The organism is Ktedonobacter racemifer DSM 44963, from assembly GCF_000178855.1.
In the GTDB taxonomy this organism is placed as follows: domain Bacteria; phylum Chloroflexota; class Ktedonobacteria; order Ktedonobacterales; family Ktedonobacteraceae; genus Ktedonobacter; species Ktedonobacter racemifer.
In genome coordinates this window covers 2,128,127-2,150,812 of record NZ_ADVG01000003.1, presented here as the reverse complement: position 1 = coordinate 2,150,812, position 22,686 = coordinate 2,128,127, and the positions used below count along the sequence as shown (strand labels likewise).

At 53.6% G+C, this 22,686-nt stretch carries 20 protein-coding genes and 1 pseudogene; 1 reads left to right on the top strand and 20 read right to left on the bottom strand.

Annotated elements, in window-relative coordinates:
- Positions 1-15: 15 nt before the first annotated feature.
- The 19 genes from KRAC_RS38360 to KRAC_RS72170 form a co-directional block, all read right to left on the bottom strand.
- The gene (locus KRAC_RS38360) at positions 16-2,136 is read right to left on the bottom strand and encodes a hypothetical protein (RefSeq protein WP_007916682.1); all 2,121 of its coding nucleotides are present in this window, start codon (positions 2,134-2,136) and stop codon (positions 16-18) included.
- Positions 2,133-4,739: a putative baseplate assembly protein gene (locus KRAC_RS38355; RefSeq protein WP_007916681.1), complete on the bottom strand. Its 2,607-nt coding sequence runs from the start codon at positions 4,737-4,739 to the stop codon at positions 2,133-2,135. Before KRAC_RS38355 ends, KRAC_RS38360 begins: the two co-directional genes overlap by 4 nt.
- Positions 4,739-7,255 carry a putative baseplate assembly protein gene (locus KRAC_RS38350; protein WP_007916680.1) on the bottom strand — a complete coding sequence of 839 codons (2,517 nt, stop codon included), beginning with the start codon at positions 7,253-7,255 and terminating at the stop codon, positions 4,739-4,741. The genes KRAC_RS38355 and KRAC_RS38350 overlap by 1 nt, the downstream gene beginning before the upstream one ends.
- On the bottom strand, positions 7,252-7,617 hold the full coding sequence (locus tag KRAC_RS38345; RefSeq protein WP_007916679.1) for a GPW/gp25 family protein: 366 nt from the start codon (positions 7,615-7,617) through the stop codon (positions 7,252-7,254). The genes KRAC_RS38350 and KRAC_RS38345 overlap by 4 nt, the downstream gene beginning before the upstream one ends.
- On the bottom strand, positions 7,617-7,934 hold the full coding sequence (locus tag KRAC_RS38340; protein WP_007916678.1) for a hypothetical protein: 318 nt from the start codon (positions 7,932-7,934) through the stop codon (positions 7,617-7,619). The genes KRAC_RS38345 and KRAC_RS38340 overlap by 1 nt, the downstream gene beginning before the upstream one ends.
- Before the next feature lie 2 nt (positions 7,935-7,936).
- The gene (locus KRAC_RS38335) at positions 7,937-8,446 is read right to left on the bottom strand and encodes a phage baseplate assembly protein V (RefSeq protein WP_007916676.1); all 510 of its coding nucleotides are present in this window, start codon (positions 8,444-8,446) and stop codon (positions 7,937-7,939) included.
- Positions 8,443-9,567 carry a phage late control D family protein gene (locus KRAC_RS38330; RefSeq protein ID WP_007916673.1) on the bottom strand — a complete coding sequence of 375 codons (1,125 nt, stop codon included), beginning with the start codon at positions 9,565-9,567 and terminating at the stop codon, positions 8,443-8,445. Before KRAC_RS38330 ends, KRAC_RS38335 begins: the two co-directional genes overlap by 4 nt.
- Before the next feature lie 12 nt (positions 9,568-9,579).
- Positions 9,580-9,882 carry a LysM peptidoglycan-binding domain-containing protein gene (locus KRAC_RS38325; protein WP_007916672.1) on the bottom strand — a complete coding sequence of 101 codons (303 nt, stop codon included), beginning with the start codon at positions 9,880-9,882 and terminating at the stop codon, positions 9,580-9,582.
- A 4-nt stretch (positions 9,883-9,886) separates the two neighbouring features.
- Positions 9,887-10,537 carry a hypothetical protein gene (locus KRAC_RS38320; protein WP_007916670.1) on the bottom strand — a complete coding sequence of 217 codons (651 nt, stop codon included), beginning with the start codon at positions 10,535-10,537 and terminating at the stop codon, positions 9,887-9,889.
- 60 nt (positions 10,538-10,597) lie between these two features.
- Entirely contained in the window at positions 10,598-11,854 is a 1,257-nt protein-coding gene (locus tag KRAC_RS72175; RefSeq protein WP_007916668.1) for an eCIS core domain-containing protein, read from the bottom strand.
- Between the two features lie 38 nt (positions 11,855-11,892).
- The gene (locus KRAC_RS63310) at positions 11,893-13,062 is read right to left on the bottom strand and encodes an eCIS core domain-containing protein (RefSeq protein WP_007916666.1); all 1,170 of its coding nucleotides are present in this window, start codon (positions 13,060-13,062) and stop codon (positions 11,893-11,895) included.
- A complete protein-coding gene (locus KRAC_RS38305; RefSeq protein WP_007916665.1) occupies positions 13,059-13,340 on the bottom strand; it encodes a hypothetical protein in 282 nt (93 codons plus the stop codon). Before KRAC_RS38305 ends, KRAC_RS63310 begins: the two co-directional genes overlap by 4 nt.
- Positions 13,337-15,364: an ATP-binding protein gene (locus KRAC_RS38300; protein ID WP_007916664.1), complete on the bottom strand. Its 2,028-nt coding sequence runs from the start codon at positions 15,362-15,364 to the stop codon at positions 13,337-13,339. Before KRAC_RS38300 ends, KRAC_RS38305 begins: the two co-directional genes overlap by 4 nt.
- Positions 15,361-16,578 (bottom strand): Pvc16 family protein, encoded by a 1,218-nt coding sequence (locus tag KRAC_RS38295; RefSeq protein ID WP_007916663.1) that lies wholly within the window; start codon positions 16,576-16,578, stop codon positions 15,361-15,363. Before KRAC_RS38295 ends, KRAC_RS38300 begins: the two co-directional genes overlap by 4 nt.
- Entirely contained in the window at positions 16,575-17,348 is a 774-nt protein-coding gene (locus KRAC_RS38290; protein ID WP_007916662.1) for a hypothetical protein, read from the bottom strand. The genes KRAC_RS38295 and KRAC_RS38290 overlap by 4 nt, the downstream gene beginning before the upstream one ends.
- Positions 17,348-18,121 carry a T4 family baseplate hub assembly chaperone gene (locus KRAC_RS38285; protein ID WP_007916660.1) on the bottom strand — a complete coding sequence of 258 codons (774 nt, stop codon included), beginning with the start codon at positions 18,119-18,121 and terminating at the stop codon, positions 17,348-17,350. Before KRAC_RS38285 ends, KRAC_RS38290 begins: the two co-directional genes overlap by 1 nt.
- Positions 18,122-18,124: 3 nt before the next feature.
- Entirely contained in the window at positions 18,125-18,652 is a 528-nt protein-coding gene (locus tag KRAC_RS38280; RefSeq protein ID WP_007916655.1) for a phage tail protein, read from the bottom strand.
- A gap of 40 nt (positions 18,653-18,692) precedes the next feature.
- A complete protein-coding gene (locus KRAC_RS38275; protein ID WP_007916653.1) occupies positions 18,693-20,642 on the bottom strand; it encodes a phage tail sheath C-terminal domain-containing protein in 1,950 nt (649 codons plus the stop codon).
- A 637-nt stretch (positions 20,643-21,279) separates the two neighbouring features.
- Positions 21,280-21,438: a hypothetical protein gene (locus KRAC_RS72170; protein ID WP_169460988.1), complete on the bottom strand. Its 159-nt coding sequence runs from the start codon at positions 21,436-21,438 to the stop codon at positions 21,280-21,282.
- Positions 21,439-21,712: 274 nt separating this feature from the next.
- On the opposite strand from KRAC_RS72170, the gene KRAC_RS38265 reads away from it, so the two are divergent.
- Positions 21,713-22,021, top strand: a complete 309-nt coding sequence (locus KRAC_RS38265; RefSeq protein ID WP_007916649.1) for a hypothetical protein — start codon at positions 21,713-21,715, stop codon at positions 22,019-22,021.
- A gap of 195 nt (positions 22,022-22,216) precedes the next feature.
- Here the strand turns inward: KRAC_RS38265 and KRAC_RS38260 are convergent.
- A pseudogene (locus KRAC_RS38260) lies at positions 22,217-22,666 on the bottom strand (transposase); the annotation flags it as partial.
- Positions 22,667-22,686 lie beyond the last annotated feature (20 nt).

Genomic DNA, 22,686 nt, shown 5'->3' with positions numbered 1-22,686 from the left:
CCTTGCCTATCGATGTTATGATGCATAGAAAATTCCAGCTTCTAATCCGAAACGCAGGTATTCGCCCAGGCGAACGCGCAGGTTGGTTTCACGTTGCGGTTGGTAGAGATTATGAAATGCGCCCATTTCCGCTTCATCATCGGCTCCCCTCCGGATTTCAACGGCGCAGCGCTGACACAGTTGGCAATAGCCAGGATCTCCATAACGTAAGGAGGTAAATTGTGGGTGCATACGTACCGCGTCCTCGTCTGTTGCAGGCTGGCAGTGGTAGCGGTGAGGAACGATGGATGCCGGTGGTAGATATGAGAAACGCACACAACCGGCCTGCCGCCGGTCAGAAAGAACGGCTGCCGACAACGGCAACCAGGTATCTCCGATGGCAAGACTGGCAAGGAAGATGGTATTTGAGGCCAATTCCATTTCGCTGGTGTGTACCTTGCCGATAATAGTGCTATTTTCGATGTGCAGTGGCCCTCCTGCCGCGAGTTCATCGACAGGTGCCGAGTAAGCTACCAGCGTTTCTGCCGTCGCATCGACGATGCTGTTGGCGATCTGTACATGCGTGTTGTCGCTCACGACTTGCAAGCCACCGATGATGCATGAATCGATTTCAACCTGCACGTTAACAGCTTCTACGATTAGGCTCGGTACGGACGAGTGCTGTGGTGTACCATCAATGGAGAGCGTCAGACCTGGGACAAAGGTGCAATGCAGTAGGCGGAGCCGGCTCAGATTTCCGGTTACGCGCAGCGTATATCCACTGATCAGCAGGCCGTTCAGGGTTACCTCCGCGTTCTCGTCTCCGCTGATGGCAATCTCAGCCGTCGCGGTTGGATCTGTCGGAACGACGATGGGCCGCTGATGGTTGTCAGCACGCAGTTCGATATGTTTCGTGGCAGAGATACTCTTTGGCCCAACATAGCGACCGTTATCAGTAATGAGTACCACGCCATCTCCGCTCAGTGCTTGCAGCGCATCATCAATGGTGGCGTTTGGCGTGGGAACCTGTCCAATCGTCTGCTGTTCGAGCGGGAGTGTACTGCTGCGGTCGTAGTCTCCCCCACCCATGTCCGCACTGAAACCGTAAGGAAAGGTGACATGCACATTGGTAGGCGCTTCCTTGCTCGGTGGGAAAGCGATACGGCCCAGGACGGGATCGATTGCGATCTTGTCTTGCGGCACATGCGCCCAACCAATCACTTTATTACTCGCATCCACGAGATCGCTCAGGTTGCAAACTTCAATCAGGTCAGATATTTTCTGGGATGGCTGTTGCGGATCGGGCAACACTGGATGCTCATTGACATTGAGCAAAAGGCTCTTCGAATCATCACCGTAATAGCTGTCCAGGTAGCTATCGAGTACGCGGCGGCTGATCGGCATCGGGACATCGGTCGGCACAGCCAGCGGCGACATTTCATTCAAGCTCTGTTTGCGGCTGAACAAAGGCGTGTTGTTGCCTAATGGACTGAACAGGTAGCGATAGGGATCTGACGAGAATTGCGCAGCGGGCGAGTTGCTCAGGCCATATGCGCCTAAGCGCCAGAGGAAGATTCCAATATTCGGTATATTGTATCGCCCACGGCCGCTGGCTATGCGACGTACATCCAGGGTATGTGCTATGCTATCGAACGCACTATTCAGACGCTCCAGCGGTTCCCATCTTCGCAGGTTAGGGGCATACAGATTGTTGGGACGCAGGTGTTTCATATACTGCGTCGTGGCCAGCAATTGGAAGAATTCCACTACGTGCGCGCTCCAGTTCGTGGTGCTCCGTGCAAGCTCCTCCAACATGGCAACCGTCCCCTTACGCCGGCGAAACCCAATCGTGTTGGCCACCTCGGCACGATGAACAGCGGTAAGAGGATCAATTGTCCCACCAGTTTCTGCCCTCGCGGCCGGGTTGATGTCGTACAGGCCGCGATAGCCGATCAAGTCTCCAATGTAGGGTATGACCCAGCCAGCACAGGTCTCGATGAACTGATCATCGTAGAGTTGCGCCAGGTTCTCCTCGGTAACCGCTACCTGTTCAGCGATGACTGCGAGCAGCGCCTTTAATGGTTCACCCTGCTCCGCGTCGCGAATACGATAAATAGCAGGCAACAGGGCATATAGCCTTTCGATATCAAAGCTCATGGCATTACCCCCAGATCGTCGAGTGGCGCCGGATCGAGTGTGAGCAATTCCGCTGCGACTATGCTCCCTTCTGCGCCCGGCTGGGGCACTGCCGCCACAAGAACAGAGTTCAATTGACTGTAACTCCCAGGCGGGAAGAAATGGATAAGATTGTGCGCAACGGCTCTTTCGAGATCATAGAGAATCAGGCGACGAGGACGATAAAGTTTATAGAGATCTACCGCTACTACTCCCGGAACCGCCTGCATGGTGGCGATGACCTCGCTCTGCGTCACTGGCTGGCCAAATGCCCGCGCGTCGAAGGAGAATGCGTCGCGCAAAGCGTTTTCAACTGCTGTCAGCACAGGATGCTGGGAATAATCTGGGGCTACTTTGACCCTGGCTGCTATCCTGAAGTAGGCCTGCCGATATGTTTGTACACGCAGTGGCACATAAGGATCGCCCGCCATCTGCATCGCAGACAACAGGTTGTTATAGGTCGGACTGCCTTCGCCCACGGCCAGGCCGTTCGCCCCCGCAACGGTTACGAATACGCCTCGCACCTGTCCGCTCCATGTCCAGGTTGCCAGGGCCTTTGCAATCCCGGAGAATGCACGGGCAAAGTCCTCGTAATCCTGCAATGAAACGATGCGATCCAGCGTGAGGATAGTCAGCGGCACATTGAGGCGCGCCTTTTCAAGGGCTTTGGGATCAGTAGCCCCGGTGGCATCAAGACCCTCGGGGTCAGCCGCTCCACTGGCATCCACCGGATTGGTAACGGCCTTGACACCCAGGGGCCGCATCATCAACAGGCTGAGTTGCCCTGCTTTGACTAATCCTGCCGTTCCGATACCCTTACGATACGTTGCTCGTACATTCCCCTGGCCCGTAGGAAGGCGAGCCCCAGTAACTCCATCGCCGAATTCGATGCTTGTTTTTTGGTTATCATTGGTATTGGTCACAAAGATGCGATTGCGTGGTCCATGCCCATAAAGTGTAGGTACTTCGTGCCATTCGATATCGTTGACGCGCACCGTCAGGGTAGATTCCTCGCCACTTGCTGTCGCTGAGCTGATATAGGTGAGTGGAGGCTGGCGCAAGGTGAATTGTTGGTAGGACTGGCTGGCATCACCGCTGCCAAGCGTCTCTCCTAGCACAGTTTCTCCATGCGTAGCAAGCGCAACATTGGCATTGATACGAACGGTTGTGGGATCATAGCTATTTTGCAGGCCTGTACTCAGCGTGATCACCATCCCGTCAGAAGAGACATTTTTGATGGCGACGATCTCGCTGATCGCCGGGTCGCTAGCAGCCGCATTCGGCGCCATGCCGCTGATCACCAGAGTTTGGTTAGCTTGAAGGTCTGGCGCCGCCTGCGAAAGAGCAATCGTACCGACACCTGCTTGTAGTGGTGAGGGTGTTATCGGTATTTCAGCCAGATCCAGCTTTTCACTTTGGGCAAAAACGACGACCCCACGGGGTGAGCCAAATTGGTTCAGATGCTTCGTCGTGTCCGGCGTTATCCGGGTTGTCTTCGACGTTAGCGTATAGTTGTTCTGCGAGGTGTCCAGGACGGAGTTAACCCTATAAAGTGCATGACGCGAGAGGTCGGAGAAAACAATCCAACTGCCCTGTACGATGCCTGCATACGTGGTATCTAAATTGAAAGGGCTCCCTAAGGTACCGAAGTTCCACTCGTTGGCACGTGAGCTTCCCGTCGATAAGCCATAATTTGTCAGCACGCTATCGGGTAGCGTTCGCACATCGGGCGCATTTGCCCCGAAGAGGGCGGCGCGTTTGCGGAAAGTATACACCTCTGAAACGGCGGGGGGATTTATGCTGGCCGTGCCCAGCCCCTTATTCCACGTGACGAGTGTGCGTCCATTCGTGTTATCGAGAGTCACGGTCGTCACTTGGCGAAAATCCCATTGTTCACTGTTCGTATTTCCTTCGCGTTCGCTGCCCACGAAGAGTATACCATCGCTCGGCTTAAGCCCGGTCGTGGTGCCTTTCAGGTAGGCCTGGGTATCACCATTTTTAGGCTGTACAAGGTGCGTTGTTTGCGGCTTGAGCGCATTCCATGAGGCCTTCGCGGTGATCTTTTCAATCGTCTCAAACGTCTGCGGCAACTGGCTGGGTCCCGGAATACTTTGCACTTTCGTACCAATATCAATGGTCGCGTGGCCGGGTGCTCCCTTTGCATCCTCTACGGTAAAAGCCAGGTAGGTGCTGGCCGCGACGCCCGGGCGCATCTTGTAGCCGATAAGCTGCGCAAGCTCTATGAGGGAAACCCGCTCGGTCGCCGTACGCAGGTAGGATTCGTTGGCGATGCGCTCCTGATAGAAGGTGAGCACATCGGCAACAGCGGCCCAGGCATCAAGAAGCGCCAGCGAGAAATCATTGTCATCGCGTGTTTTGAGTTGCTGTAGCGCAGGATAGTCCTGCGCAAACAAGGACAGGCGCGCCAGCATGCTATCTTTAAACTGCGAATGCGTACCAACGCGATAGGTAATCGCCGATAATCCAGGTCGGTTGTACACGGGCGCTGGCGTCTCAACGTGAATTCCCTCGCAACAGCCGCAGTCGTTTAAATTGACGAGAGAGACATCGGTGACATCGCTCATTATTTCCCCCCCTCCATAGTCAATCGAAAAACTCCGTGCTCCGGAAAATTCGGATCGTTGTCGAGTCGAGCAATCTCCATGCGTCCCATTTCGAGCTTCCCGTTAGCTAGTGCCACCTGCTGTGGATCGGGCCGGCCCTGCCGCTGAAACAGTGTGATCTGCACAAATGAGACTCCCTCGGCCGCCATTGCCGCTGCATACAAGGGGCTAAGGTAGACCGGCTGCCCAAACGTGAAGTTATCCGGGTGGAAAACCCCTCGTTGTCCGTCTGGCAGGATTCGATCGCTGAAGACCTGCAGGAGAGCAAACTTGACGTGGCTGCGGAAGTAGTCCGGCAATACGCAGATCGTCATATTAATCTCCAGCGAGACATACAGCGGATCATCAATCTCCATGTCATAACCGGCCATACGATACCTGTCCATACGCTGAAACAATGCCGACTTAAAGCCGCTGTCGACGGGTACACCTCCCACGCGATCTACAGAGAGGAATACTGTACGCCAGCTCCCCGTCCAACGGAAGCTTGCAGAGGCGCGTTGGATACGGGTGTCGCGCTGGGCAACTGCTGCGTAATCTTCCTGAGTCACGGCTCGTTCCTGGATGCGAAAAGCCCATGGGGCCTTCTGGCGCACATCTTCTATACCCTCAGGTTCGACGCCGCCGCGTGCCGCCAGTGGATTGCGCACACTTACGATGGCGGGATTATCAATCAGGATATGGGCAATGGAATCGGCTCCAACATTGCTGTGCACACCGTTGCCCACGCGGTAACTGGCCGTAAAAACGCTGCCCGGCTCTGGTCGTAAGCCGTACTGATCATCACCAAAACGGAGATACGAAATCCCATCCGCTTCGGTCTCTACGACAAAATACTTATCGTTTGGACCGCTACCCAGCAGATCGTATAGTGGGGTCCATTCCTGTGGCAGTGCGTCTAATGAGTTGTTCAACTTGATTGCCGGTCGGGTATCTGAGACATCCCAGGTCATAACGGCGCTGGCCGATGGCGGTGGGTTCTGAGGATCAAAGGGAGCCGCCCGGGTAAGGGGACGACTTTGTAAGTGTGGGCGGTAGCGCGGATAAATAGAAACTGGATTGCTTTGCTCGCAACGATTCCCGCTCGCTACGAGCACCTCAGAGAGGGTGGGCGCGGGAACCGGATTGAGCGTTTCCAGCGGTATAGTACGACCGGAGTCGGCCAACACGATATTGCCATGTGCCACGCTCACGTTATCAACCAGCACCTGGTCTCCGTTATCAAGCGTCAAGGTGGAAGAGATACAAAGCGGGAAGGGTAGAGCATCGTCGCTGTGCCACTCGATCTCGGTCACATCTAGCGGATTATCATTGGAAGGGTTCTGAAATTGTCCGCCCAAGGGGTCTTGAATGAGCCTGACATCTGTTAGCCGCACAGCGCAGCGATGAGTAGGATCGGCATTCTCTGCTACGCCTGTCTGTGTCCCGCGTACCTCCTCAAAGATCAGCACATCACCCACTTTCAAATTCGGCAAATGCCCTTGAAGCGTGGCGTTAGTGGCTCCTTTGGGTAAGCAACACTCATTTGCCCCCCAGGTGTAGAAGGTGAGTTTGTTGTGTGCCTGGTACAGTTCATCAGCATCCTCCATCGTCTCAAATATCTCCGGGTTGAGCGCAAGGGCTGCTGCATAGGTCGATGGATACGATGATATATGCACGGGTTGACCATCGAGATGAGTAAAAAGCTGGGTTCCTTGCGGCAGCGGCGCTAGCCCACTACCCGATTTCACAAGGTCAGCGTTTACCTGGATCTGCACCCAGACACGCGCATTACTACCGTCGTGCATGAAGTAATCCACCAGTCTGGCGTGGCGCCGGACTGAGATGCGCCTGCGGGCCGTTCCCAGGTAAGCTTCGGTAGCGACGGCATCCTGCTGGTAGCTCAGGTAGTCACCGACATAGGCCAGCAGTTCTACCAGGGCGATACCGAGGTCAGCCGCATTACGCTCTTGCCATTGCGGCAGCAGCACCGCCATGCGGTCGAGCATTAACTGACGGAAGCTGTTGAAATCCTTGGACAGGTAATCGATCTCTGGCTCAGAACGGGGTTCTGGAGGACACACCTGCTCATCCCGGCAATCGAAGTCGTTAGGGCAATCTATTTTGAACGAGAAGTCGACTGCGGAGAGCAGGGGATCAAAACTATCTGGCTGCCTCCGATCCTGGATGCTGCGTATCAGGCGCAGCGTGTAGATCGAGAAATCCCCCGGTGCATTGACCTGCACACTCAGCACCTCAGGCGGGTTACCTACGCCATCCGTACCGATCGTCATTTGAGTAGCCACCACATTGGTGATGCGCTTCCCTCCCTCAATCACTATGTTAGCCAGAGTCAGTGCCGTGCCGACCATGGGTTTAATAAAATGCACGTATAACGTGACCTCGTCCTGATCAACCTCTAAATAGTCGATGCCATTGAGCGTCTTATGGCGGCGTACAGCTTCCCTTCGCCGATCATCACAGCAGAAGTAGATCATATCTCTGCTCCTCCCTGTACGAATTGCGCCACCTGTTGCTGTTGAGTCTTCCGAACGGTGTAACTCACGAATATACTCAGGGTCGCATCTACACTCTGCACCTTCACGGCATTCACTTGAATGAGGTCACCAAGCCATTGTTGTAGCGCACCCTGCACGGTAAGTTGGGTAGCCGCCGCCAGCGCATCTCCATTAGGCGCAAAGACCAGTTGTAGCACACCGCAGCCAAATGTGGGGCGATTGACGCGCTCTCCAGGTGAGGTAAAGAGCACCTGCTCGATCAAGTCACGAATATAGTCATCATCAGTTGTCTCCGCGCTATGGCCGCGCCCATCGAAGTGAAATGGATAATCAAGCAGCATTACATTCCCCTCACTTGAACTTGCGTCTCCAGAGCCAGCAATCCCGTCCCGGTTGGCATGCAGATGGCCTGGCTATCCTGCAACACCACAGGCATACCACCAGCCAGCACCCTTGTCGCACTAGTAATCCATTGAGCGGTGACGCAAGGCCCATTGCCAGGAGGCACGAATGGGCAGCCAGCGACAACATACGGACTTGCCTGCGTCACAACCGGTTGACCGCCAACCATCACACGTGGATTGGGTACGAGCGGCTGTGCTTGTCCGCCGTGCATACACATTACAGTTGCACCAACATGTAAGAGAAAGCCAGGCATAATTAAATCACCTCCAATGCTCCGTCGTTAATCGAAACCTGCGGACCTGTCAACTGGATGGTGCCTCCTATCCCATCATCGATCGTGATGCCCAGGCTAGTCATGGTGATCTTTTGCCCTCCTGATGTCTGCAATGTAATGCCGCCGATACCGGGTGTGTCATCGAGCAGGATACTGTTTCCAGCATCGGTTTGAATCAGCACTTTGTTGTAGGGCGGCGGAACAAGCCGTGCGGGAGGCATCTCTGCTACCGAACCCCACCAGCAACCGGACCAGATAGGGTAATCGGGATCACCGTGCTCAAACTCGATCCACACGCCCGCGCCGACCTTAGGCAGGGCGAAAAAACCCATGCCGCTACCGCCAAATGGAGCGCATGGCATGGCCCAGCCGCTCTCGTCATCGCCCATCACATCGGGTACATTTGCTTTTATACGCCCGATCATGAGTGGATCATCTATGTCGGTCACGACACCGCGATATTTTCCATAAAATGTATGATCATTGTTCATGGCAGTACTACCGGCAGCAAAGTGCCTGTCCCCTCTCTACTGATCGTGAATCTCTGCGTGTACGTGCCGCGTGCGATGGTATGCGTAACGCGGCGCACATAATAGTTACCATCATAGGCAAATCCAGCACCGCGCACTCCAACCAGTCCTCGCGCACGTAACACATTTCCATAGCGAACCGTGTCAATTTCACCTTCGCCTCTGACCGCATCCGGCGAATTGGTAACTGTGGCAACGGCTGATGTCGCTGCTTGAGCCGGGTCCTGGTTGGCCGTGTCACGCAACTGAACGGTCCGTTTGGCGGGTGTCGCGCCACTGACAAGCGGTGGCAAACGCAAGGACGGCAGCTGCGGAATGGGAATGCTCAGCCTGGTAATAGGCTCGACAAAACTTCCCTCTGTGCCAACAGGTGTTAAGGCATCATTTGAAAATTGTATGCTTGGACTATTAGTAGAAGGCCCCATATTCATCGAGATGGCTGGTTGTGGAACGCTCAGGTGTGTCTCCGGTCCCCAGTAGACAGTGTCCACACCGAAGGTGAGTGGCTCTGTATAGAATACGAATCCATTGCGCTTTGCCATGCGCTGAATAAATTTCAGGTCGGTTTCATGCTGACGGGAAACGCGCTGTAGTTCAATCGGTATATTCGTTGTCGGTGTCACCCGGTAGGGTGGCAGCAATCCATACTGCACATAATTCGCCAGTATGCGATTCACGATGACGAAGTCGGACTGATTTTTGTAAGGCCGATTCACTTCTTTCAGATCAAGCATAACGGTAGCATTTTTTCCCGTCACAGTCAGCGTAGACAGACCGGGATCGCTAGCAGGTGAAAACTGCTGATGCGTAATCACACCATTGATCAGCACTTCCGGTGACGCGCCCAGCAAAACACCAATCACAACACGGTTGAACGGATCGAGTGAGCCGCCACTGAGTAAGCTGTATCCCATAAGCGAATCCCTGCTTAAGGCGAAGGTTATCTGGAAGCCATCCCCCTGATCCGCGTCGTTCGTTACCTCGACATGCGTCAACGCATTCATGATATCGTAGGATGCGGGCAGCGGTATGGTCTCGCCCAAAAGTAAAATGAGACGGATGCCCAGTAAGCTGCTAAGCATATCTTCCTCGTTCTACAGGTTCGGCAAAGCAATCGTGATGACATTGCCAATCTCATCAGTAAGTTCGGTGGGTTGCAGCACATCATTGGCATCGCAGATGCGCCAGAACTGCCTGGGATCGCCTAGATAACGCGTGGTAATGTTGTCGAGCCGGTCTCCTTGCACTACCGTATGCTCGACAAGTGTCGTTAGAGCTGCGCTTGATGGAATGAAGCGGCGGCGGACGTAGCGAATCTCTCGCGGCAAACCGTCGCTATCCACCATGTTCATGGTGGCAACGTCGAGGTTGTAATAGCGGCTGGTCTTGTCAAACATGCATTTAACCTCCCGGTGTGGATGGCAGAGATGATATACTGCCAACGCTGCTGATGGTCGCCATGACCTCTTTGACGACCTGGTGCGCCATAAACAGGGCTCCTCCAACGCTTGGGAGTCCCAGATCCATGTAATTGAGGACGCGCATCCCCAGACTGACCTTGGCAAGAATGGGATTCAAATTAGGATCGAAGGCCTGCTCTGTAATACTGAAGCTAGTCAACCGGACGGGCAGGACGCGTTTCGCTCCCCACACAAAGAGCGTGAGGGGCGCTTCCGGAGGAATGATCTCGATGATGCCAATTGCGGCCAGCACTTCATTGGCGATAACCAGCGCAGATTTGGGATACAGCAGCATCTCCAGGGCCGAAAGTGCAGGATAGATGCCCATGTTTACGGTGTTGCTGTCCCCTTTTTCCAATTGGTCCGTGGCATCGATCTCTATATCAATGTTGATGGTCTCTTCCGGCGGGCCCTTTAGCCGCAAAGCCTCGCCCCGGCTGGTATCGCTGCTGGCCGTCGTTTGCGGCGTCAACGTCCGCGTGAGTGTGTCTGGGTTGTACTGAAACACAACCACGCTCGCCAGCGGATTGGCCGGGTCAAGCCCGATAATGGCCCCTTTTTGTAGTTTAGGCGAACCAGGGAAAGTCGTCATAGCGATGTATATCCTTTACAAGAGCGATTACGATAGAGCCGTCCCTCAATAGTGTTTCTGCTAAGGCACCGGCGTCCTGATTCCTTCATGACGGGCAAAACCTAGATATCTATGTGCTGTATGCGTCTGTACGCGACAACCTTTGCCAGAAGTCTCATTGCCAACGTAGAACTCATGCGGAATACGGTCTACCGATTGGCCAGCAGTGGGGGCTCCAGGAGCTACTGGTGAGGGTGTTCCACCGAAATGGAACCAGTTGTCTACAAACGCCCCATCTGTTTCCCTCCAGAAAGAAGTTGTTGAAAAGGCGGCAGGAGATTCCCAATCATTTGCTTGATCATTCGTTTTAGCGCCAGGAAAGTTCTCGTTGACAGTGGCGCCAACTATTGTGCCACCAACATTATCCACAACCCGGTATCCAAGTTCTGTCCAGTATGCGGGGGCAACACAGCCTGTTGCCCACGGAGGGCAGGCGCCGTGATCAGTGGGTACGCCTCTTGCTAACAAGTGATGTGGTTTCCTGACCGTTAAACTTCCAGTAAAGCGTCTTGCAGTTGCTCCTGTTCCTTCACGCACCTCAACATCTATGTCATTCAGATGTGCGCTTCCTTCCGTACTTTTTACCCTGACCTCTTCACCCGTGGGTGGGCCCTGAAAAGCTATCTTATCTGGCCCAATGCTTATTCTCCAACGAAGATGTGTAGGATCACTGAAACCAGAAGCTCTAAGTACGCTTGTTGTTGAAAAACTACGCGGATGTTCACCACAGAAAAACCAGAGAGCATCGTGTGGAAAACGCAGTACCTGCGCCCACGACAGGACTGCTGCCGGAGCAGCAGCTTCCGCCTCATCTGGCGTTTCTTCAGGTGCTGTGGAAGCCGCTGCGTCCACTCCCACAGTCTCTCCTGCCGGAGCATCTGTATTTATTCCGGCGTCGGCAACCGCAGCGTCTCCTCGTTCTCCACCCCCACCAGCCACATGCGTATTCCCCAAATCTGATGATGCACTGCGAATCTGAACAATACTTAAATCGTACCCAAAGCGCGGCTCCATAAATACACGAGTACTTGTGTCCAGTGGCTCTCCTGGAGATAGCAGCACACCATGCACGATAGACGGTACCTTTAAAGATGGTGCCAAGGTTGTCCCATGCCTCTGCAAACTGCGCCGTTTATTACGACATTCTTCACACTCTCCATCCACCCCAGCATGTCCTCCACAGTTGCACTTGCGTTGAAGCAGCCTAGTTGGCATAGCAATAAAGGATGGCTTTGATATCGATGTAGTTTTCACTTGGGCTTGAGTTTGTGTGCTCATCAGATCATTGTTCCTTCATACACTTCTTCATGCATAGGCTAACACGTAACTCCTGGACTACCCCTCTTCTCCCAGTGGGGTACACTCAAACTTGCAACATTCTCAGCATCTACGGTACCTGCAGGCACAGATGAGATGTGCGAGATAATAGCACTTACTCCATTTTCAACCTGCTGAGCGATTTGTTCTGCTCCATACTGACCAAAGGGCTTGCCTGGTACATAGCAGTAGGCAGATGCCCCACCACCAATAGCCCCGGCCGCTGCCTGACTGGCGATAGAATTCACCATGAATTGAGCTGGATCGAAATGATGCTGAGATTGCCAACAATGGGCCAATTCATGAGTTAGCAAGCTGGGATTTGATCCAGGGGTTCCAAACAATGCTGGCCCAGCATTGATAACTGTCCCTAAACTGGATGCAAAAAGGCCGGGTACAACAGTCGTAAATGGACGACCTCCACCACCGAGCGCATCTGAGATATAAATATCCCCATAATTCAAGCTGCTGCCATAGACCGAACGGGCCGCCGGCTCTTCGGTAGCGGGGTCAAGTCTACGAAGGCCTGATGGCAATCTTATGCCAAAGGGTAAACGATGAAGACTGCATGGGCCTATATTTCGTGAGATGTTACTGGCAGCAGTGCCATGTACAACGCTCTGGGCAACAGTATTGGCCTCTTGCTCAGCGACATCACCAGGATCATTTACAATCAGTGTCTCCGGGACTATGCCATTACCATCTTTTTGTTGAGCCACGTGTGTTAACTCATGCGCTAGCAGAAATCGCCCAGCAATAGTATGCGGATTGTAGCTTCTTGATCCAAACACCACATCCCGTCCCACTGTATACGCCAGCGCATTCACCGCCCGCGCTGATTCGGTCGCCCTTGCATCCGTGTGCACTCTCACCTGGCTGAAATCATGGCCAAAGCGCGGCTCCATAAATGCACGAGTCTTCTGATCCAGTGGTTGCCCTGAGGATCGCAGTACTTCATGAACGATAAACGGCACTGTCGAAGGCATTGCCTGGGTAGCTGCTCTCCGCTGCAAACTCAATCGCTTCCTACGACACTCCTCGCACTCCCCATCCACGCCCGGATTTCCACCACAGGCGCACTTACGCTGGAGCAGGCCTGTTTGAACAGGTGTGAAAGACCGTTGTGACGTTGGTGAAGCCTTTATCTGAACCTGAGTTTGCATACTCATCCTTTCATCCCTCCATACACCGACTGTGCCATCTGGGCTCCTATCACGTCAGCTTGCGAGCCGCGCGCCACAGTAAACGATCCTCCATTTAAGCGCGCTATCTCCCCACCGTTCGCCAATGATGCAGGTACCCCCTGCTCCGCGAAGAGCCGCGCAAGTTCTCGCTCTACCGCCGCACCGATTTCATAACGGTCGCCCTGGACAAAGCCGTGCAGTACAAGCTCCTCGATGTGCAGCTCTACGTTTGGCGATCTTTGTGATGATGGTCGTTTCGTCATATCCAACCTCCTATCTCTGATTCGGTCAGGGGCTTCTCCAATTTGGCATATTCGCCGCGCGCTGCCTGCACAAGATGCTTCATACGCACCGGCTCCCCTGCATTTGCCGCCAGAAAAGCGGCACTGAGCGCGATATTGCGAATGTTGCCACCCGTCACATTCAATCGTGCGAGTTTACCTACATCCAGTCTTTCTGTAGGTGTAGCAGGTGGGAAGATGCGCCGCCAGATCTCGGCCCGTTGTACCGCATCGGGAAACGGAAACTGTACGATGAAACGGATACGCCGCAGGAAAGCCGCATCCAGTGCATTTTTCATATTGGTAGTCAGGATCGCCAGTCCGCGATAGGCTTCCATGCGCTGTAATAGATAGCTGACTTCGATGTTGGCATAACGGTCGTGGCTGTCTTTGACCTCGCTGCGTTTCCCGAACAACGCATCAGCCTCATCAAAAAGCAGGATGGCCCCTCCCTCCTCTGCCGCGTCGAACACGCGCCGCAGGTTCTTCTCCGTCTCGCCGATGTACTTACTGACGATTGAACTCAGGTCGATATGATACAAGTCCAACCGCAATTCGTGCGCCAGCACCTCCGCCGCTAATGTTTTCCCGGTGCCGCTCATGCCTGCGAACAGTGCACTGATGCCCAAACCACGTGAGCTTTTCCTGGCAAATCCCCACGCCTCGTAGACCTTGTTGCGCTGCCGGACATGCGCCGCAATTTCTCGCAGTATCGAGCGTTGCGCATCCGGCAGCACCAGATCCTCCCAGGTGGCAACAGGGTCGATACGCTGCGCGAGTCCTTCTAGCTGTGGACGCGCCTGCAGACGGCAGGTGTCCCACAAAACGCTGCTCATTTCATCAATTGCTGCCGCATCCTCAACCGACTTCACATATCCGAGCACTTCTATGCTGGTAGACAAAATGGTTGACGTACTCAAGCTAAACTGTGAAACCAGGCCATCCAATCGCCCATTTAAATGCCCTGCCGCCTCGCCTAGCGCCTGCTGCCAGGTGGCACGCTGCTCCTGCAATGTTGGCCTGCACACATCAAAGCTAATGACTGGCCGTCGTAAAGTGCGCCAGCGTTCGCGGTTGCTGATAACTAACGGACTTCTCATGTTTTCGAGAAGCTGCGTTATCGCGTTCCCGTGTGCGCTATCGGTCGCGTCCAATTCATCACATTCAATCAGCAGAACGCAGCCACTCAGTACAGACTCACGCTCCCACAGGCGCTGGAAGGCATCGAGTTCAACCGGACTGGTGGGAAGAGCAGAAGCAGCCATCCTGTACAATTTGAGGCCTGACGCGTTACAGGCTGCCGCCGCAATAGCCAGTTTACTGGCCGTTTCATCTCCGCACAATTGCACAATCGATAGAACCGCCGAACTTGCCGCCTGTCTCCATACGTACCCGACTCGCTCGGCTAGCGCCACATGCGATGGTACCAAATCACCTGTATCTCTCACCGGCTGAACCAGCCCAACCAGCCGCTCGTCCAGGTGCTGCATGCCGATCAGGTAATGAAGAATACGCTCATCAATACGTAGAGAATTCAAGGTCAGCAAACTTCCCGTGCCAACCTCGATCAGCCTCCAGTAGCGCAGCGGGGCATCTGGCACCAGTGCTTCCCAGTGGGGTTGAGGTAAAGCCGCCAGCGCCAGGCTAAACGTAGGATACGTCTTCGTCGCGTCCCCTTGAGCGGCAGCGCACAGGGAAGTAAAAGTTGAATCGAATTCTATTCCCGTACATAGCAACAGGATATCGCGCTCGAAAGACGAGAGACCAAACGCGCTGCACAGCGCCTCCACCGTCGATGGCTTCGGCATGGCTGATACAGCTTCCTGCAGAGCTTGCTGTGCCGCTATTCCCTTCTCCTCCGCCTCTCTTTTGCGCTCTGGATCAGCCGCACTCTCGCCACTCATCATCACAATATGGCACTCCATTGCAGCACGTACAACATCTAGCGTTGCCTTTAGATAGCGTTGGTTCGCCTCGATCCAGTTGTTCTTTGCTAGTATGTTCATGGAATATGCACCTTTGGTCCGCTATAGTTGCCAGCTGATATGTCTAATGCGCTCTCCGCGTCATTCACCCGAATACGCGCAAGATAATCTCCAGTTGGCACGTTCTGGATAGGGACGGTGATGGAATTGCTATCCGCACTACGTGAAGGAGCCAGAAATGTGTAGGTCGTGGATAGGTCATTCGACACCTGGCTCAGCAGCAAAACCACCCGCTGGTCCTTGCCCACGATTGGATTGGCTTGCAGCGTCACATTAGTGGAAGTGGCCGTAATCTGATATACTCCGCCGCTCTTATTGATGGATGGCCGTAAGACAAAGGCGGCTATATTAGACTCAAACTCAACGCTGGTATGCCTGGCGGGAGGGATACCTATATAGATTGGCTGTATCACCTGCAGGCTCTGTAGACCTGCCCGCACACCCGCGGGGACCGTTACCACCAGGCGTTCATTGGTCATGCCGGGATCGGGTGTTGCCTCGATGTCACCAAACAGGACAAGTGTGTGATCCGCGCGTAGATTATGCCCCTGCAGGGTGAGTTTGGCTCCAGGCGTCGAGTCAATCATCTGCGGCGTCATAGAGTCAATCATTGGTTGGTTAAATGGCAGCACATAGAGCTTGCGCTGCAGAACAGGAGGAGCTTCCACTGGCCTATCCTCGCTCTCGATCAGGACGACGCTTCCCTGATAGGCAACGGAGAGCGTATATGGCGTTTGCAGGAAGACAGACCAGAGCTTCGATAACTCCTCCAGGGATAGGGCGATAGGCGTAAAGCGTACCATCTCGATGCTATCGGCAAGATTCGATGAAGTGGGAGCGGGAAACGTGGTATGCAAGATAGTGTCTTGAATTTCCTGACGCGAGAGGATGGGTTGGCTATGCAGCTTTCGCACAACGCTTCCCAAAACGAGTTGTGGCTCAAACTTGGTATCATCGCCGTAGAAACTAAAGAGGTAGTGCAGATCCAGCGCTGCCTGCGGACGCTGCATAACCGTCCCATCAGCACGACGTGTGGGCAAGTCAGCATTCCGTAAAGCGGCATTAGGTGTCACCTGGTAGAGAAAGAGATTCACCCCCACAAAAGTTGTGTCATTCGTCAGCGTCTCAGGACGCACTGTGCGAACATCAGCGCCATTGACATCAACACCCACTACAGCATGCAGAATGCGTTTGAGGGTTGCGGTAACGGTGGCTATAGCCAGATAATTGCTCATCTCTGCCCTCCATTCTGCTGCTTTAAGTAGTCATCTAGTGAAAGCTTTGGTCTCGGGCGCGTAGATGGAGGGCCTACTGTAGCTTCTTTCGTTGGCATAACGGCTCGCACCTCGATGCGACCGATAGTCACGCGGATAGTTGGCGCTGATGTCGATTTTTCAGCCGCTGATACTTCGAGATGTTGAACTGGCAGCAAAGCTCTGGTTAAAGGAGCCCAATTCGTCGAAAGGGATGTGCCCAAGGAGTCCTCATTCGCGGTAGGCCCAGAGACAGTAGATGATGAGACGATACTCCAGGTGGGCATGGTTGCCCCTTGAACAATACCCCTTTCCGCACCTGGCACGCCACGGATTGTGAGGTCCTCCAGTTTTGACGATCGACCTCTGTGCTTTACCTGTTCGGGATGCGCGTGAGCGTCCTGATCGTGCGCCAGGAAGGATTGGCCTCCGGCGTGTTCGGGAGTCTGAGGGTGAATCGCGTGGCGGCGGAACAGGCGCGATGCAGCAGGACTAGGGCGGTCCCTTGCAGGCCCAATGTTATCGTGCACGGTATCCACTGCTCTATCCTCGTGCTCTATGTTGAGCGCTTCCCTGGCTAACGATTGCTCAGGCGCGAGAATCTGTTGTATCACTGAGGCATCCTCGTACTCGAGTGGGTGCGTACCGCTAGTGAGTATCGGCTCTGGCGCAAATATAGGCGCGAGAATCGGCTGTACCATCGGTGCAACACCCAAGGTGCGTTCAGCGAGTCGGGTAAGAAAGTCAGCCATCAGGTCACCATTTCTATATACAATTGCCGCCGGGCAGCACTCATCGACAAAATATCACCCTCACTCCACCCATAAGCTTGCGCCAGGATATGCACTTCGCGCAGCAAGCGCTTCGCCTCCATGCTAATCTCATGCCACAAAAACGTAACAATATCGAACATACTTTGCCAGTGATGGCCGCAGACCGGGCAGGTGAGGGCAAGTTGTATCTCGGCCAGCGGGTCTCGCTCGATCATCTGTGCTGTTACCGACTCTATCACCGGATCAGGCAGCTCTTCCATTGCTACTGGCAGACCATCATAGCAGGCCTGCACAATACAGCACTGCACCAGCCGGTTGCGAGCACTACCAACATCCTGGTTGTTCGCGATAGCGGCCAGATCCTGGCTGTTAGGCAAGCGAAAATGTAATTCGTAACCATCGACACTCATCTGCTGCAACTCGTTAGCAGTATCTGCAAACAAGCTGTCTGCAGCCATGCTTTTAGCCGTTATACCTGGCACTAACCCCATGGCAGCCAGATCAAGCATGCACTCCGCCTGCTCTCGACATTGGAGGCAGGTAGCCAGGGCCACGAGCCGCGAGCCAAAGGTATGTGCGCGAACCGTGAGAAGGTTGCTATCTCTTTGGCCGATACTCAGCCTAGCAAGTGCGTCCCACGACATTTCTGGGAAAGCGGATGCCAGGATGATAAGCGCCTGGTCGATTGGGTGCCGTCCCTGGCCAGTTTCCCAGATATGGAGTATCTCTTGACCAGAAAGTGCTAGCATCATAGCTTAGGTCGCCGGTATGGTGAACGATGGCTCGGTTGGTTCGGTAACGCTATCATCACGTTCCCATCCTTCGTTCTCTAGCTTGATATGCTGGATGGCTATAGCATTCGCATTCGCATCCAGATCGGGCATAGCCTGGTACTCAGAGACCCAGCAGCGATAGATTTTATAGGCAATCACCAACTGACCGGCCTCGTTATACAACTCTAGGATGATATCCTTCCGGAAATCCCTGAGCGACACCTCGGAACCAAGGCCCGCATTTTGCAGCCAAACCTTATTCGCCCACTTCTCGAATTCGGTATCGTGCGTGACACCTCGCTCGAGCGTAATCGCATCGTACTTGACGCGCCCGGGAGACTTGCGACTGGTGCTCGCATCGCCCCCCTCTCGATGCTCTACCACCTCCGATGTGCGCTTCAGCGCACTGACCTTGCTGATACCCGCTACGTAGCGACCATCCCACTTGACACGAAATTTGAAATTCTTGTATGGATCAAAGCGCTGCGTGTTGACGGTAAACTGGGCCATGTTTTTCTCTCCTTATTCCCGATGGATCCCAGGGGAAGCTTTAGACCTCGATCTGGCCTGATATCTGCTGGATCTGAATAATCACGAACTCTGCAGGCTTTAAGGGTGCGAAGCCCACGACGATATTGACTATACCCAGGTCTCTATCATTCTGCGTGGTCGTCTCGCCATCACACTTGACAAAGTAGGCCTGCCTCGGTGTTGTGCCTTGAAACGCTCCCTGGCGGAAGAGATTGTGCATGAACGCACCAACGTTGAGACGAATTTGCGCCCACAGTGGTTCATCGTTAGGCTCGAACACCACCCATTGCGTGCCCTGGTAGAGGCTCTTCTCAATGTAGAGAGCTAAACGACGGATAGGGATGTATTTGTACTCATTTCCGGCAGCGTCACTGCCCAGTAGAGTACGACTACCCCAACCCACCGGCCCATAGGCAGGGAGCACACGCAAACAGTTCACCCCCTGGGGGTTGAGGATGCCATTTTCCGCGTCATTGAGCTGGTACTCGATGCCTTGCACTCCTACTAGTAGCGTCTCCGTACCCGCGGGCGCCTTCCATATACCGCGTGTACTATCGATGCGGGCATAGACTCCTGCCATCGTGCCACAAGGGGCACAGGCCCGCAGCCCTCCCCCATTCGATGGATCGGGAACTAGAATCCAGGGGTAATAGATGGCAGCATAGGATGTTTTAGGAATAATCTGCCCCGCGGTAGTATTGAGGATTGCCTTGTACATGTCATCCGGCCCAAAGACAGGTGGCGTTGTGTTGTGTGGCGCATCCGCAATAAGGAAGGCCCCTCGTTCCTGACAGTACGCAGCCGCTTCTGATAGAATGCTCACATCCGTTATCCCCGGCAAGCAGAGTAAGTTGAACAGGTTAACGGCCTCAAGCGCATAGATCCCTTCGCGCTTTGAGCGATCCGCTATGAATAGATCGTACTCTTCCGTTGCTACAAATGCCCCCCCCTGAGCTCCCTTCAGAGTATGCAGTTGTGCTGCAGTCGTCTGGGCTCCAGAAGTCTGGCCGACGAGAAGGTTCAAATCGCTCGCGAGGTTATCATTGGGTACTGCCCGTATCACTACAGACGAGTTTCTGCCATAGGTTCCGGAAGCAAGCGTGAGAGTGTTATGCGTCGTATCTGGCGTACAGGTGAAATTGCTAAAGGCCGAGTCTGCTGGTCTCAACTCCTTGACAGCATTTTGGACGGCGGTAGCGGCATGTTGCAGATCGGTGAAGGTTGCAGTTGTCGGCAATGTTACCGTATATGGGCTAGAGTTATCCAGACTAATACGGAAACTATTTACTGTCGTGCTTGGGACAGAGGTGATATTGCTGATGGTGCCGCTGGTCAATGTTCCATGGTTAGGTATTGTTGGGGCTGGGAGTGTAGCGTTATCCTTTATAAGGTCCTCGATGGTAACAAGTTGTGAAATACCGTTCACCTGAGTCAGAACATAATTTGCATCCGCACTGTTCATCGAGAGACCTGTCGGATTGCCGGAAGTGTCCTCAGGACCGACAAACTTTTCTATGACACTATCTGAGGAGTTTGATTTAGAAGTACTGACAAATATCAGGTTAAAGGTACTAGAGGTGGGGCCTGGATCAACGAATACATCAGTATATCTGTTTACCTCGCCTGCGTACAACTCATTCACCCGTAATACATCTTTCGAGGATGTGCTGTCCTGTAAGGTAAGCGTATTAGGTTTTGTGTCTTGACCGATGAGTCGTATGACCCATGCCTCGCTACCACCATTGAGGAAAAACTGGTTAATTGCGTAGCTCATTTCTGAGTAGGAGGCCAGGCCTCCAAAGCTGCGCTCGTAATCGGCGTAACTGAGTATATGAGTCGCCAGGTTGACCGGCCCGGTCTTCGCAAGTCCCACAAATGCAGTGACAGAAGTGCTGACCCCCGTGATGGTATGCACCCCACTGGGTATTTCCTGGACATAAATGCCTGGATATGTTGGTTTGATGGGCATTTGGGATCCTCCTTGCTTTAGCTTGGTACAAATAATTAGCCCATCCAATCAATGTTTGGGTTTAGGCATATTGCACCTCATTGCACTTTAGTTGAGTAACACTTCGCCAGATATTACTACAGTGATTATAGTAAAACGTGTGTATAACAATTTTTTAGAGGAGAAATTTTTAAAATTGCAAAGTGTAGTATTTCATTGATGAACATTAAATAGAGGTATTGTCAACTTAGGGGAAGTAACCGAACAATGTGCCAAGATAGCGTCATAAAAACAAATCTTACTGCTCCTGATTTCAAGGGGTTCCTCTTCCCGCATACTCACCTTGATGCGAATGATGCCTTGTCTTTGAATGTATCCTCTGATACGACAATGGGTACACGCAGCGGAAAATGGATTGATCTCAAGGCATTCCGCGATCCCACCGGAAATCAGGTTCCAGCTGGCATGTGATGAAATGTACTTTTTTGATGTTTTGGTGCGATCTCCAGAACTCTTTCTAGACGAGGGCACCCATGTATCGAGTGCCCTCGCTGGACAGCGATGAGTTCGCAGAAACTTTGCAATACAGTCTTCCAGTTTCCGTCTTATAATAAACGCAAAAAGCGTTGTCGCTGTACTCTACCTTTTCTACGCAGGCTTATCGAAAGGGGGCACCGGGCCAGAGGGGGCGCACAAAGTCGATCCAACTGCGCGATTCCTGCCGGGTGAGGCGACCGCCAATATTGGCCGTGATCTGGCCTGCATGGCGCAACATTTCTGAGCGCGACCCCGTACTTAAGGCACTCCAGCCGCTCATCTTCCAGTCGAACTCAAATATTTCCCATTTGGCCCGAAGCATTGATGTCGCAGAGCGACATGAAAGTGGATGAAAATGGTTATACTAACTGGGGTGGTGAGTACAAGTGGTCGTTCCCAGAGTGATACCCTTAGTTCGAGCCCGAAGCTGACCGGGGTGCGTCCAGCATGAATGACTGTTGCCATGAGCACGAGGAGGAAACATGTCGGTTGTTTCGCACCCAGCACCCATCACCCCTGCGGGAGAGACAAGGTTCATCAAGAGGAGGTTCGTTATGCAAATCATCTATGAGCGCTGTGCTGCCATTGATGTGCATCAGAAGACAGCCGTAACCACCGTCTTGATCACGCAAGCCAATGGGCACCAGCAGAAGCAGACGCGGACGTTTGCGACCACGACTAGTGATCTGCTGCTGCTCGACGATTGGTTGCACGAGTTAGGCGTTACCGTGGTCGCCATGGAAAGCACGGGCGTGTTCACGCCTCCCCCAATGTTGCCAATTGGGGTAGACACAGCCAGCAGAGGGTGCAGGAGACATCGGACTCACACGAAAAACGACGCGGATCTGCTGCTCATCGACTGACCTTGACCCGCTTTCGTGGAAGAAGAAAATCTTTGTGTATACTCTTTCACAAGACCCTCTATGGTCAAGTCCTAAAAGCAGAGAAACAGAAGCACGATGAAACTCATGAGCCAAAGGAAGGCAAAACAAGCCCTCGACCAGTGCCACAGCACAGGCATTGAAACCCTGAGAAGAAGCTCATCTGTATGGTTGCTCTCAAGCAGTTCGTTTGGCATGAGCCAACTGCGCTGCCTCAAAAATCAGGGGCTGATAGCACGATTGTTCCTGCCACATGCGGAAGATGATCCTGACCCAGACATTTGCCAAAGCACGGACCGCCATACTATGGCTCTTGCCCTCTGCTCGTTTGCGTTGGTAATACGTAGCCGCCCACGGCTGCGAGAGGGTCGTCTGCCAGGCGAACTGATGCAGGGCATTGCGCAGCGGCTTCAAGCAGGCAAAGCGTTTGTGAGCTTTAGCAAAGTTGCCACTTTGGAACGGCACAGGAGCTGTGCCAGCCAATTCCTGCACACTTTGGGCATCCTGGTAACGGGATCGGTCATCGCCCCATTCGGCCAGCAGGCGGGGAGCCAGACGTTTGGCAGCACGAGGCAGAGATTGCCATAGCTCATGATCGGGGTGCTTCAAAAAAAGTGTGCGAATCTCTCCACCGGCACCTCCAACCC